This is a genomic window from Aeromonas sp. 1805 (assembly GCF_013085525.1).
In the GTDB taxonomy this organism is placed as follows: Bacteria; Pseudomonadota; Gammaproteobacteria; order Enterobacterales; family Aeromonadaceae; genus Aeromonas; species Aeromonas hydrophila.
Genome location: NZ_CP038515.1, coordinates 3152709 through 3166595 on the forward strand (window position 1 = coordinate 3152709; position 13887 = coordinate 3166595).

At 61.6% G+C, this 13887-nt stretch carries 11 protein-coding genes; 3 read left to right on the forward strand and 8 right to left on the reverse strand.

Annotated elements, in window-relative coordinates; translation table 11 throughout:
* Window positions 1–157: 157 nt before the first annotated feature.
* The 6 genes from E5E96_RS14880 to E5E96_RS14905 all read right to left on the reverse strand — a co-directional run bounded on the left by E5E96_RS14880 (window position 158) and on the right by E5E96_RS14905 (window position 6475).
* Window positions 158–1123, reverse strand: a complete 966-nt coding sequence (locus E5E96_RS14880) for an alpha-L-glutamate ligase-like protein (RefSeq protein ID WP_011705412.1) — start codon at window positions 1121–1123, stop codon at window positions 158–160.
* Between the two features lie 3 nt (window positions 1124–1126).
* Window positions 1127–2665, reverse strand: a complete 1539-nt coding sequence (locus tag E5E96_RS14885; protein ID WP_011705413.1) for an inactive transglutaminase family protein — start codon at window positions 2663–2665, stop codon at window positions 1127–1129.
* 3 nt (window positions 2666–2668) lie between these two features.
* Window positions 2669–3427 carry an ATP-dependent zinc protease gene (locus E5E96_RS14890; RefSeq protein ID WP_016350202.1) on the reverse strand — a complete coding sequence of 253 codons (759 nt, stop codon included), beginning with the start codon at window positions 3425–3427 and terminating at the stop codon, window positions 2669–2671.
* 82 nt (window positions 3428–3509) lie between these two features.
* Window positions 3510–4487 (reverse strand): tRNA 5-methoxyuridine(34)/uridine 5-oxyacetic acid(34) synthase CmoB, encoded by a 978-nt coding sequence (gene cmoB / locus E5E96_RS14895; RefSeq protein WP_171282492.1) that lies wholly within the window; start codon window positions 4485–4487, stop codon window positions 3510–3512.
* Complete coding sequence (cmoA, locus tag E5E96_RS14900) at window positions 4484–5233, reverse strand: carboxy-S-adenosyl-L-methionine synthase CmoA (protein WP_011705416.1); 750 nt, start codon at window positions 5231–5233, stop codon at window positions 4484–4486. Before cmoA ends, cmoB begins: the two co-directional genes overlap by 4 nt.
* A 393-nt stretch (window positions 5234–5626) precedes the next feature.
* Window positions 5627–6475 carry a DUF72 domain-containing protein gene (locus tag E5E96_RS14905; RefSeq protein WP_171282493.1) on the reverse strand — a complete coding sequence of 283 codons (849 nt, stop codon included), beginning with the start codon at window positions 6473–6475 and terminating at the stop codon, window positions 5627–5629.
* 432 nt (window positions 6476–6907) lie between these two features.
* Here E5E96_RS14905 and aspS point away from each other — a divergent pair, with 432 nt between their 5' ends.
* From aspS to E5E96_RS14920, 3 genes are all read left to right on the forward strand, one after another.
* Window positions 6908–8674: an aspartate--tRNA ligase gene (aspS, locus tag E5E96_RS14910; RefSeq protein ID WP_016350206.1), complete on the forward strand. Its 1767-nt coding sequence runs from the start codon at window positions 6908–6910 to the stop codon at window positions 8672–8674.
* Between the two features lie 95 nt (window positions 8675–8769).
* Entirely contained in the window at window positions 8770–9510 is a 741-nt protein-coding gene (locus E5E96_RS14915; protein ID WP_011705419.1) for a YebC/PmpR family DNA-binding transcriptional regulator, read from the forward strand.
* A 281-nt stretch (window positions 9511–9791) separates the two neighbouring features.
* A complete protein-coding gene (locus E5E96_RS14920) occupies window positions 9792–11408 on the forward strand; it encodes a phosphoethanolamine transferase (RefSeq protein ID WP_171282494.1) in 1617 nt (538 codons plus the stop codon).
* 111 nt (window positions 11409–11519) lie between these two features.
* Here the strand turns inward: E5E96_RS14920 and E5E96_RS14925 are convergent, their stop codons facing one another.
* Entirely contained in the window at window positions 11520–12734 is a 1215-nt protein-coding gene (locus tag E5E96_RS14925) for an ROK family protein (protein WP_016350209.1), read from the reverse strand.
* A 4-nt stretch (window positions 12735–12738) separates the two neighbouring features.
* The gene (gene nagA, locus E5E96_RS14930; protein WP_017409813.1) at window positions 12739–13884 is read right to left on the reverse strand and encodes an N-acetylglucosamine-6-phosphate deacetylase; all 1146 of its coding nucleotides are present in this window, start codon (window positions 13882–13884) and stop codon (window positions 12739–12741) included.
* Window positions 13885–13887 lie beyond the last annotated feature (3 nt).

Consider the following 13887-nt stretch of genomic DNA (forward strand, 5'->3'; position numbering starts at 1 on the left):
TATGGCCGTGATTCGGTACTCTCGTTTCGCAACCTTGTCCAGCAACCCTTGTCCAGCAACCCTTGCTCAGCAGGATTGTGGTTGCCGGCAGATTGCCGATAAACGGCATGCATAAAAAAGCGCGCCCTTTGGCGCGCTTTTGTCATGGGGGCCTGGACTACTCGTCAAAGATACCGAAGTGATCCTTGGCGAAGTTGACCCGCTGCTCCACGTTCATCTTCACCTGGCCCAGCTTCTCGATGGTCTTGAGATTGGGCACCAGACCGCGGCCGTTGGCGATCTGGATGGCGAGGCCCGGGCGAGCGTTGAGCTCCAGCAGCATGGGGCCGCGGAACTTGTCCAGCACCATGTCGGTCCCGATGTAGCCCAGGCCCGACATCTCGTAGCAGGAGGCCGCCAGGGTCAGCAGGGTGTCCCAGTGGGGTACCTTGAGCTCATAGAGATCGAGGCCGGTGTCCGGGTGGTGGCGCAGCGGATTGCCGAATTGCACCGCCCGCAGCGCACGGCCGGTACGCAGGCACAGACCCACCCCCACGGCGCCCTGGTGCAGGTTCGCCTTGCCGTCGGACGCAGCGGTGGAGAGGCGCATCATGGCCATCACCGGGAAGCCCTTGAAGATGATCACCCGGGCATCGGGGACCCCTTCGAACGAGTAGCCGTCGAACACGTCATCGAAGTTGATGAGGCCTTCCACCAGCGCCACGTCGGGCTTGCCGCCGAGCGAATAGAGCCCGGCCAGGATGTTGGATACATGGCGCTCCAGATCCTGCCCGTTGGAGGCGCTGCCATTGGGCTTGTAGAACAGGCCCTCTTCCTGGCGCAGGATCACCAGGATCCCCTTGCCGCCGGAGCCGCGCGCCGGCTTGATGCAGAAGCCCGGCCAATCCTTCACCAGCTCGGTGATGCGGCTCACGTCGTGCTGGGCACGAATGGTACCGATCAGTTCCGGTACCGTGACGCCGGCATCCAGCGCGATGCGCTTGGTCTGCAGCTTGTCATCCACCAGCGGATAGAGGCTGCGCGGATTGTAGCGGCTGATGTAGGAGTGGTTGCGCTTGTTCATGCCGAGGATGCCTGATTGGGACAGGCTCCACGGGGTGGTGTACTTTTCCCAGAACCACATCTGTTACTTGTCCTTACCCGGAGTGGCACCCGATTTGATCTCGTCCACCAGCGGCTTGAAGCGCTTGAGTTCGCTCAGCTTGTAGCCGGTGTAGTTACCCATCAACAGCACGGTCGCCATCAGCACCAGCTGCAGGCCGAGGAAGTTGAAGGTGAGGTGACGGATCAGTTCGTTATCCATGGCCAGATAGGCGATGACGGCCACCAGCAGAGAGCCGCCACCCTGGCGGAACACCTCTTTAGGACCCTCTTCTTCCCACAGGATGGACATCCGTTCGATGGTCCAGGAGAGGATGATCATCGGGAAGAAGGTGATCTTCATGCCGTCGGTCAGCCCCAGCTTGAAGGCAAACGCGGAGAAGATGCCGATCATCGAGATCACCATGATGATGATGGCCGATATTCGGGCGACCAACAGCAGGTTGAGCCGCGACAGGTAGGAGCGGATCACCAGACCGGTGCCGACGATCAGCAGGAAACCGATGAGACCGGTGACCAGCGAGGTCTGGATGAAGGCGACTGCGATCAGCACCGGCATGAAGGTACCCGAGGTCTTGATCCCCACCAGTACCCGCAGGAACACCACCATCAGCACGCCGATCGGGATCAGCAGCAAGCCCTTGAACAGGGTCTGCTCTTCCAGCGGCAGGCTGTGGATGGAGAAGTTCATCATCTCCGATTTTTCAAACTTCTGGGCCAGCGCCACGCTGACCGGCTGCTCTTGCTCGATCATCGAGAAGCTGACGCGGGAGTTGTGACCACCGGTCACGTCCAGCAGGGCGCCGGAGTTGTACTCCCACAGCAGCAGGTTGGCAGGGCGACCCTGTTCACCGGTCTGCGGATTGAACAGCTTGTAGTCGGTCGGGCTGTTGAACACTTGCAGGTAATCCACCAGCTCCTGACGACGGCGGCCATCTTCCAGGCTCAGTGCGTGAACGACACGGGTCGGTACGTCGGCGTTGTTGAGCAGCTCGGCGATCAGGTTGGCGCGGCTCTTGTGCTTCTTCAGCAGCTCGGCGTTCTGCTCCTGCTTCTCGATCTCCTTGATGATCTCGCGAGTCAGGGTGTAGCCGTCGGCGGAGCGCTCCTGGGCACGTTCCAGGATCTGCTTCATGGCAGTGGCGTAGGGCTCGCTCTCGATCTGCTTCTCGATGGCCGGCGGCAGCGGGTTGGCGGCCGGTTTGGCATGGGCATCGGCCATCATGTCGACGCGGTAGTAGAGCTCCTGACGACCGGAGGCGCTGCGAATGGACCACTCGGCGCGGGCATCGCCATCCTTCTCGACGAAGGAGAGGCCGTAGCCGGGGCTCGCGGCGTTCTCGTTCATCAGGGTGAAACCGGGCTGGGTGCCCGGAATGGCCAGGGAGGCGATCACCGGCTCGCCGGTGGCCTCGAATTCCAGCTTGGCTTCGATGGACCAGATCTGGCGTTTTTCACCCGGCGTGAGCGGTACGTCCAGCGCGATGTGGTGATAGAACGTCATCCCCAGGCCGACAATGTACAGCAGGGCTACCAGCAAATAGAACGGCTTACGGGAAACCATGGATTATTTCACATCCTTGAGCTTGGGTTTGGGTTGGATATATTCGCGGGCCACATCAACCACGGCGATGTCTTTCAAAAACTCACGGCCGAGCAGCACGGGGAAGGCCATGTCGCTGCGGTCCTTCAGGGTAAATTCGGCCTTCTCGGTCATGTCGCCGATGCGTACCGCGAGGCGCACCACCGGACGGCGGTCGAGATCGTCGGCGGAGGCCTGACGCACCCGTACATGGCGCACCAGCGGCGCTTCAATCTGGATCTTGTCGTCCATCTCCTGATGGCTCAGGAAGAAGCGCACCCAGTTCTTGCCGTTGCGCTCGAAGATGGTGATGTCCTGGGCGCTGATGGAGGAGGTGGTGGCACCGGTATCGACCCGCGCCTGGAAGGCGTCGTTGGCCGCGTCAACCCAGATCCACTCCGCCTCGCCGACCAGCAGCTTGCCGTCGACCGTGTGACCCTGGCTCGGGGCCTGGCACTTCTCGGTCGGGATCGCCATGGGCTTGGGCGGCTCGGGCGGCAGGGATTCGAGCTTGCTGCCGACTTTGTTCACGGACTCTTTCATGTTGTTGACATCAGTGTTGAGCTGAACCAGCAGGTGCTGTTGCTGCACATACTGCTTCTGTTGCTGTTCCATGGATGTTTGCAGGCGCTGCTCGCTCAGATTGATCTCGTTGCGAAGCTCGGCCAGCGTCAAGGTAGGTACCGGGGGCGCTTTCTCCATACTGACACACCCGCCGAGACTGAGCAGGGAGAGCAGGGTCATTCCTTTTAATTTGCTTTTCATGTCATTCATTTAACTGTGCTTCCTGGAATTGGGTCAGTGTAACTTCCACAGCCGCCATCGGCTAGTCTTTGGCCTTTCTGGCAATCAGTACGGCACGTTTCGGTGCCGGGTGTCCTTCTACCGTGAGTGCGGGATTGGTTGGATCCAGATAATCACTCAGGGATTCATTAATCATCCAGTCGGTACGACGCTGTTCGTCGGTGCTGGTCATATTCTCGTCGACAATCCGCACATCGGTAAATCCGCAGCGCTCGACCCACAGCTTGAGGGCCGCGCTGGAGGGGATGAACCAGACGTTGCGCATCTTGCCGTATCGATCGGTGGGCACCAGCACGTCGTTGACGCCGCCGTCGATCACCAGGGTCTCCAGCACCAGCTCGCCGTCGTCTTTCAACTGGTTGCGCAGCTGCTCGATGTGCTCGATGGGGGATTTTCGGTGATAGAGCACCCCCATGGAGAAGACGGTGTCAAACGCCCGCAGCTCCGGCAGCTCCTGAATGCCGAGCGGCAGCAGGTGGGCACGCTGGTCGTTGCCCGTGAAGTGACGGATGGCCTCGAACTGGCAGAGGAACAGCGGACTCGGATCGATGCCGACCGCCAGCTTGGCCCCTTCACCCACCATGCGCCAGAGGTGGTAGCCACTGCCGCAGCCCACGTCCAGCACGTAGCGACCGGCAAGCGGGCTGATGTGGGGCAGCACTCGATCCCACTTCCAGTCGGAGCGCCACTCGGTGTCGATGTGGATGCCGTGCACCGTGAACGGCCCCTTGCGCCAGGGCATGAAGTGGCGCAGCAGGCTCTCCACCTTCTTGCGTTCCCCTTCGCCGAGGTTCTCGGCCGAGCCGATTTCGACCTGGCTGTGCAGCTCGATGTGGCCGGGGGCCACCTGCGGCAGCTTGTTGAGGGCGCGGTTCCAGCGCGGCAGATCGCCGTGCTGGTTGTCGTGCTGCCAGGCGTGCAGCTGGGCGGGCAGGGTATGCAGCCAGTGGCTCAGCCGATTCTTGGCGATCAGCTGATAGAAATTGGCAAAGTCGATCATGGCTGGGCAGGCTCGCTCGATTTGATGGCAATCATGGAGCCGAAGTTGAAGCACTGGAACCAGAGATCCTGATGGGCGAAGCCGGCATCGCGCAGGCGGGCCTGATGGACCGGCAGGCTGTCGGTGCGCATCACGTTTTCAAGGGCGGTGCGCTTCTGGCTGATCTCCAGCTCGCTGTAACCGTTGGCGCGCTTGAAGTCGAGGTGCAGGTCGATGAGCAGCTCGTTGACCGGCGCATCTTCGAAGCGGAACTTTTCGCTCAGGATCAGGATCCCGCCCGGGCGCAGCCCATCAAAGATGCGCTGGATCAGGGCGGCCCGTTTCTCGGGTTCGACGAACTGCAGGGTGAAGTTGAGCACCACCACGGAGGCGTTCTCGATGGCGATGTCGCAGATGTCCGCCTCCACCAGCTCCACCGGCACCTCGGACTTGAAGCCAGAGAGGTGGGCGCGGGCGCGCTCGATCATGGGGTGGGAGAGATCCACCGCCGTGATGTGGCAGCCGGGCTGGGTGACGTGGCGACGCATCGCCTGGGTGGCGGCGCCGAGCGAACAGCCGAGGTCATAGAGCCGGCTCTGTGGCTGGGCGTAACGGGCGGCCATCATGCCGATGGCGGAGATGATGTTGCTGTAACCCGGCACCGAGCGCTGGATCATGTCGGGGAAGACATCGACGACCTGTTCGTCAAAGCAAAAATCCCCCAATCGAGCGATAGGGGCGGCAAAAATCTGATCTTTGGTATGCATGCTGGCGCAACCTGACAGCCGGTGCGCGAACCGACTGTTTTGTTCAATTGAATCGTTGGGTGACACCGGTCCGGGCCGGATCGTCACCGGTTCACGAACGGGGTGGCGGGCCTTGAGATCCATCGGGCCGGTTCCGTTCGCAATGGACCATCATCCTGGTCCTTTCTGAGGGCGGCACCATCTGCGGCAACGAGTTGCAGCGCACTGGCGTCTGGGCCCTGTTTATGGCGCCGGATGCCTGCCTGCATCGGATTGTGCTGGGCTGGCGGTCCGGGTCCTTACTTGGGGCGCTAGTGTAGAGGAAAGGTCGGCGTTTGTCTTGACGCCAAGCCCCGTCCGGCCACAAAAAAACGGCTTTTTTTCGCGGCGGGGAAGACGGGGTGAGGCGGTTGACTAAAAGGGCAGCACGCCCTGCTGTGCGCGATCGTTTTCCCCCGGCCAGGGGGCCATCTCTTCCCCCAGCAGGCGGGTAACCTGACGGGCCAGCTCGGGGGACTGGGCGTTGTCAGCCGTATGTATAAAGAGGTAGAGATCTTTGCCCTCCGTCAGCCACTGGCGCCAGTGGGGGAGCCAGCCTGGCAGGAAGGGGTGATTGGCGGCCGGATCCGGCAGGCCGATGAGCCGCACCACGGGAGCATTGGCGGTGGCCAGCAGGTGCACCGGCAGTCTCGGCTTCTTGCCCTGGGCATCGATCATGGCTGCCGTGGTGGCTGGCACCGAGAACAACGGCCGGCTGTCGAGCATGATGCGGTTGATGCCTCTCTCCATCAGCAGCCGGTTCAACTGCCGTTCCGCCTCGCCCTTGGCGAAGAAATCGGGGTGGCGCACCTCTAGGGCATAGCGAAACGCCGGCGGCAGCCGTTCGAAAAAGGCCGCCAGACGGGGCAGTCCCTGTGGGCCGAAGCGAGCGGGCAGCTGCAGCTTGAGCAGTCCCAGCTTGTCGTGCAAGGGCTCCAGCAGGCGGATGAAGTCGCTCACTTGCTTGTCGGCGCTCACCAGATCGCTCTGGTGGCTGATGGTTTGCGGAAACTTGAAGCTGAACCGAAAGTGGGCGGGCACCGCATCGGCCCAGCGCCGGACCGTGTCGGGGGTCGGCGAGGCGTAGAAGGTGGTATTGCCTTCCACCGTGTTGAATACCCGGGCATAGTGGGCGAGGTGCTCGGCGGGCTTGGCGCCCACGCCCAGCAAGTGACCTGGCCAGGCCGGGTGAGACCATTGTGGCAGGCCCAAAAAGAGGCTCATGAGGGATCCTGTCTGCGGGTTTATCTCGTTTTATCCCCCTTTTTTGCCCCGGGATGTAAAAAACAGGGCAAAGGAGGCTGCTGGCCATTTTACCCAAATGGGGGTTTTCCTCTATAATGCCAGCCCTTTTGTTTGCCAATTTGTTGTGACTCACGCCGCTGTACGCATATTGTGACGACGGCAGCGGCCATGATGCGGCCAAACAACAATCGCTTGCCGATGCCCTCCGCCCGACACCCCGGCCGCTTGCCAGCCGCCTCTGGTCGAGCCGATATCGGCGGCAGGTGTCCGATCCCGGCGGTCGGACGGTACGAGACAGATTTCAAACCGGGCAAGAACAGGATCTGGCCAGCTGTGAGACAGACGGTGCTTGCCAGTCGTGCCCGGCGACCCAGGTTAACCGTCTCTCTACAAATTCGAAGGAAGAAGTCCATGCGCTCTATCTATTGCGGACAGGTCAATGAGGCCCATGCAGGGCAGACCATTACATTGTGCGGTTGGGTCCATCGTCGTCGCGATCTGGGCGGCCTCATCTTTATCGACATGCGCGACCGGGAAGGGATCGTGCAGGTGTTCTTCGATCCGGACAAACCGGACGCCTTTGCCCTGGCCTCCGAACTGCGCGGCGAATTCTGCATTCAGGTCTCCGGCGTGGTGCGCACCCGTCCCGACTCCCAGCGCAACAGCGACATGGCCACCGGTGCCATCGAGGTGTTTGCCCACGAGCTGACCATCATCAACCGTGCCGAGCCGCTGCCGCTGGACTTCAACCAGGTCAACAGCGAAGAGGTGAGCCTCAAGTATCGCTACCTGGACCTGCGTCGCCCCGAGATGGCCAAGTACCTGAAGACCCGCGCCAAGGCCAGTGCCTTCGTGCGCCGCTTCATGGACGAGCACGGCTTCCTCGACATCGAGACCCCGATGCTGACCAAGGCGACCCCGGAAGGGGCCCGCGACTACCTGGTGCCGAGCCGCGTGCACAAGGGCAAGTTCTACGCCCTGCCGCAATCCCCGCAGCTGTTCAAGCAGTTGCTGATGATGTCCGGCTTCGATCGCTACTACCAGATCGTCAAGTGCTTCCGCGACGAAGACCTGCGTGCCGACCGCCAGCCGGAATTCACCCAGATCGACGTGGAGACCTCCTTCATGACCGCACCGCAGGTGCGTGAAATCATGGAAGAGATGATCCGCAAACTGTGGCTGCACATCCTGAACGTGGATCTGGGCGACTTCCCGATCATGACCTTCGACGAAGCCATGCGTCGCTACGGCTCCGATAAGCCGGACCTGCGTCTGCCGATGGAGCTGGTCGATGTGGCAGATCTGCTGACCGCGGTCGAGTTCGCCGTGTTCGCCGGCCCCGCCAACGATCCGAAAGGCCGCGTGGCAGCCCTGAAAGTACCGGGCGGCGCCGAGCTCTCTCGTAAGCAGATCGACGAGTACACCAAGTTTGTCGGCATCTATGGTGCCAAGGGCCTGGCCTGGATGAAGGTCAACGAAGCGGCCAACGGCATCGAAGGGGTACAGTCCCCGGTGGCCAAGTTCCTCTCCGACGCCATCGTGCGCGAGATCCTGGCCCGTACCGGCGCTGCCGACGGCGACATCATCTTCTTCGGTGCCGACTCCAAGAAAGTGGTGTGCGATGCCATGGGCGCCCTGCGTCTGAAAGTGGGCCGTGATCTGGGTCTGCTGGAGAACAGCTGGAAGCCGCTGTGGGTCATCGACTTCCCGATGTTCGAAGAAGATGGCGAAGGCGGTCTGGCGGCCATGCACCACCCGTTCACCGCGCCGAGCGGCCTGAGCCCGGAACAGCTGAAAGCCAACCCGGTAGGCGCTTACGCTAACGCCTACGACATGGTGATCAACGGCTACGAAGTGGGTGGCGGTTCTGTCCGTATCCATAATAGCGAGATGCAGGCCACCGTGTTCGACATCCTGGGGATTACCCCGGCCGAGCAGCGCCTGAAGTTCGGCTTCCTGCTGGACGCCCTGAAGTACGGTACCCCGCCGCACGCCGGCCTGGCCTTCGGCCTGGACCGTCTGAGCATGCTGCTGACCGGTACTGAAAACATCCGGGACGTGATTGCCTTCCCGAAAACCACGGCGGCCGCCTGTCTGATGACAGACGCCCCCAGCTTTGCCAACGCCGCCCAACTGGGCGAGCTGGCGATTGCGACCACCGTCAAGGGTGATGAATAAGCCGTTACCGGCAGCAAAGGCCGCAGCAATGCGGCCTTTCCCTTGCATTAGTCATGACCAGTGTTACTGATATTCAAAAATAACGGAGAGTCCCTATGGCAGGTCACAGTAAATGGGCCAACATCAAACACCGCAAGGCGGCGCAAGACGCCAAGCGCGGCAAGATCTTCACCAAGCTGATCCGCGAAATCACTACCTCCGCGCGTCTGGGTGATGCCGATCCTGCCAACAACCCGCGCCTGCGTGCGGCGGTGGCGGCTGCCCTGACCGGCAACATGACCCGCGACACCATCAACCGTGCCATCCAGCGTGGCGCCGGCGGTGGCGATGGCGAGCAGCTCGAGACCATCGTGTACGAAGGTTACGGCCCGGCCGGCTCTGCCGTCATGGTGGAGTGCCTGACCGACAACCGCAACCGTACCGTTGCCGAAGTGCGTCACGCCTTCAGCAAGTGCGGTGGCAACCTGGGCACCGATGGCTCTGTTGCCTATCTGTTCAGCAAGAAAGGGTTGCTGACCTTCGTGGGCGTCGATGAAGATGCCCTGATGGATGCCGCCCTGGAAGCCGGTGCCGACGACGTGGTGACCGAAGAGGATGGCTCCATCGAGGTGTATACCACCCCGAACGATTTCGGCACCGTGCTCGATGGTCTGGAAGCCGCCGGCTTCAAGCCCCAGAGCGCCGAAGTGACCATGATCCCGTCCACCGAAGCCGAGCTGGATGCCGAGACCGCGCCCAAGCTGATGCGCCTTATCGACATGCTGGAAGATCTGGACGACGTGCAGGAGGTGTACCACAACGGCTCCATCTCCGACGAAGTCGCCGCGACCCTGTAACCCGGTTCGTGAACACCCAGGTGGCGACGCTCTGTTCGCCCCCGCTGAAACGGCAGCCTCGGCTGCCGTTTTTCTTGTGATGACCTGACGCCTGAAGGCTGTCCGACCATGGCATTGCCCGCCTTAATTTTCCCTTAAGTTTGGCTTTTTAAGCTGCCTGCCGTGTCCGGGCCTCGCTGCCCCTTGCCGCCATCACCTCGGGAGGAGGGTTCGGCAAGCGAGACTGCAACAAGAGGTGCCCTCTGTGGCCCCTGTCCTGCCTGGTTTGTCGGAGTATCGTTATGCGCATCACCCTGGGTGTGATGAAGGTGAATCTGTTGCTGGTGCTGTTGTTTGCACTGGTATTCAACTGGCCCATTTTCCTGCACTTTTACACCATTCTCACCAAGCTGGAACACGTCAAGACGGGTTTCGCCCTCTCGATCCCCTTCGTGCTGCTGGCCGCGCTCAACGCGGTGTTCCTGCCCTTTACCTTTCGCTATCTGCTCAAGCCCTTCTTCGTGCTGCTGATCCTGATGGGATCCGTGGTCAGCTACGCCATGCTCAAGTACGGCGTCATCTTCGACGTGAGCATGGTGCAGAACATCGTCGAGACCAACACGGGGGAGGCGACCTCCTACTTCAATGCCTCCATCCTGCTCTGGTTCGTGCTGACCGGCCTGCTGCCGGCGCTGGCCCTGCTGTGGGTGAAGATAGAGTATCCCCGTCCCTGGTATAAGGGGCTGGGCCTGCGGCTCGGCTCCATCGCCCTGTCCCTGCTGTTTCTGGTGGGGGTGGCGGCGCTCTATTACCAGGATTACGCCTCGGTCGGGCGCAACAACAAGTCCCTCGGCAAGGAGATAGTGCCCGCCAACTATGTGCACGGCCTCTATCGCTACGCCACCGACATCCTGTTTGCCACTCCGATCCCGTATCAGCAGTTGGGCACGGATGCCAGGGTGGTGGGGCAGGGCGGCAAGCCGACCCTGATGTTCCTGGTGGTGGGGGAGACGGCGCGCAGCCAGAACTACTCCCTCAACGGTTATGGCAAGGCCACCAACAGCTTCACCGCGCGGGAATCGGGCATGGTCTCGTTTCGCAACGTGCGTTCCTGCGGCACCGCCACCGCGGTCTCGGTGCCCTGCATGTTCTCCAACCTGACGCGGCGTGGCTATGACGACACCCTGGCCCAGTCCCGCGACGGCATGCTGGATGTGCTGCAGCACGCCGGCGTCTCCGTGCTGTGGAAGGAGAATGATGGCGGCTGCAAGGGGGTGTGCAAGAACGTGCCCACCATCGAGATCGAGGCCAAGGATTTTCCCCAGTATTGCCAGGGAGGCTCCTGCTACGACGAGGTGATGCTGGAGGGGCTGGATCGGCAGATCGCGCAGATGAAGGGCAACAAGCTGGTGGCCTTCCATCTGATGGGCAGCCACGGCCCGACCTACTATCGCCGCTATCCCGCCAGTGAGCGGACCTTTGTGCCGGACTGCCCGCGCAGCGACATCGAAAACTGCACCAATGAAGAGCTGGTCAACACCTATGACAACACCATCCGTTACACCGACAAGGTGGTGGCCCGTCTCATCGACAAGCTCAAGACGCTGGAGCAGGATTACAACGTGGGGCTGGTCTATCTGTCGGATCACGGCGAATCTCTGGGGGCCATGGGGCTCTACCTGCACGGCACCCCCTACAAGTTCGCGCCGGACGATCAGACCCGGGTGCCGCTGATGACCTGGTTCTCCCCCCAGTTGCAGGCCGATCGCCAGCTGGATATGACCTGTCTGCAGCAGGAGGCGGCCAGCAAGCGCTTCTCCCACGACAATCTGTTCCACTCGATGCTCGGCATCATGGATGTTCAGACTCAGGTCTACAACGGGGCGCTGGATCTGTTCAAACCGTGCCGGGCAGGGTGAGCCACCGCGTCCGATTACGCCGCTATGAGGCTAATCGAACCTACGCTTGAAGAATCTATCAATAAAAACGGCAGCCACTGGCTGCCGTTGTTGTCTTGCAAGGCCGGGGCCTTACTTTTGCTCCATGATGATCTGCAGCAGATCCCCTTCCAGCAGGGCCCGCTTCACCAGCGCGAAACCGCCGACGGTGGGCTGATTCTGGAAGCGTGCCTTCACGATGGGCAGGCCACGATGGAAACTCGGCAGCGACTGGTGCTCCACACAGCGGCGGATGGCCGGGAACAGGATCTCTTCGGCGGCGGTGATTTCGCCCGCGATCAGCACCTTCTGCGGGTTGAACAGGTTGACCGTGATGGCCACCGCCCGTCCCAGATGCTCACCCACGTTCTCGATCACGCTGCGGGCCAGCTCGTCACCGGCCATGGCCGCCTTGCACACCTCCTGGATGGTGATGTGCTTCTCTTGCAGCGAGCTCAAGTGGCCGCGGCTGATGAGCTCCTTCACCTTGTCGACGATGGCCTCGTTGGAGGCGATGGTCTCCAGGCAGCCGAAGTTGCCGCAGTGGCAGCGCTTGCCGAGCGGCTCGACCTGGATGTGGCCGATCTCGCCGACGTTGCGGTTCTGACCGAGGAATACCTTGCCCTTGGTGATGATGCCGGAGCCCGCCCCCTGGTGGACGCTCACCAGGATGGAGTCCATGCAGTCGCGGGACTCGCCGAAGAAGTGTTCGGCCAGTGCCAGCGAGCGGGTGTCGTTGCCCACGTAGCAGGGCAGGTTGAAGTGGTTTTCCAGCAGCTTGGCCAGCGCCAGATTGCGGATCTGGTACTTGGGGGTGTAGATGACCATGCCCGATTCCGGATTGACCAGACCCGGCATGGTCAGCGCAATGCTGATGAGGTTGCGGCTGCGATCCTGCTGGGAGTCGATGAAGGCACCGATCTCCCGCAGCAGCATGTCGACCACCGGTTGTTGCTCGATCTCGGTCACCTGGGTGATGTGCTGATCGAGCTCCTTGCCGTCGAGGTCATACAGGGCGAGCTGCAGGTAGCCGCGGCCGAGCTTGGCGGACACAAACTGGAAGCGATGCTTGATGGTGGTCAGGGAGATGGCGCGCCGTCCGCCGGTGGAGGCTTGCGGCGAGGTCTCCTTGATCAGGCCATGCTCGATCAGTTGCCGGGTTATCTTGGTCACGCTGGCCGGGGCCAGCTGACTCAACTCGGCAATTTTGACCCGCGAGATGGGCCCCTGTAGGTCGATGAGCCGATACACGGCTGCACTGTTGACCTGCTTGATAAGATCTACGTTTGCTATTTGTCCGCCAGTCATAGTGTCACTGTGTTGTGTAGTGTCCGTTAACCACGGTCCCGCAGACCGTGAAGGCCTGATCAAAGACAGTCAGGTTGGCTATTTTTCCGACCTGGATACTACCGAGACGTGAGTCCCATCCAATGGCGCGAGCAGGGTAAAGGGTGGCCATTCTCAGTGCTTCATCGAGCGGTAATCCGACCTGTTTGACCAGATTCTCCACCCCCTCAATCATGGTGAGGGCAGAGCCGCCGAGTGTACCATTCTCGTCGACGCACTGACCATCGCGGAAATAGACGGTTGCGCCACAAAAATCAAACTTCTCAAAGCCTTCCGGTGCCCCTGCCGGTGCGGTCGCGTCGGTGACCAGCACCAGTCGCTCTCCCAGCATCTTGTGCGCGAGGCGCACGTTGGCCCAGTGCACGTGATGACCGTCGACGATGACGCCGGCGTAGACATCCTTGCGATCGTAGATGGCACCGACTACGCCCGGCTCGCGGCCGTTCACGGTCGGAGTCATGGCGTTGTAGAGGTGGGTGGCAAAGCGGATGCCGTTGTCGAAGCCGGCCATGGCCTGGTCATAGTTGGCAGCGGTATGGCCCGCGGAGACCAGAATGCCGGCCTCCACCAGCCGGCGGATGTGCTCCGGCTTGTTGCGCTCCGGCGCCAGGGTGATCTTGGCGATGGCATCCGCGTTGGCGCAGAAGAAGTCGATCATCTCGTCGGCGGGCTGGCGGATCTGCTCGGCCGGGTGGATCCCCTTGCGCTTGAGGTTGGTGTAGGGCCCTTCCAGATGGACGCCCAGTACCTCGTTGGGGTGCGCCGCCATGTAGTCGCGGGTGACGGCGACGGCCTGCTTCATGTCTGCGTCCGGACTGGTGATCAGGGTCGGCAGGAAGCTGGTGGTACCGGATTTCAGGTTGGCGGCCTGCATGGTCGCCAGGGTCTGGGTGGTGATGTGGCCGTTGAACATGACGCCGCCACAGCCGTTGAGCTGGACGTCGATGAAACCGGCGCTCAGGTTGGCACCCTTGAGATCAATGCGTTCGATGCCGGCCGGCAGTTCGGCCAGGCGGGAGATGGCGACAATCTTGTCGCCCTCGATGACCACCCCGTAACCGGTCAGCACGCAGCTGCCGGTGTAGAGGGTGCAGTTGGTCAATGCGTACATGGT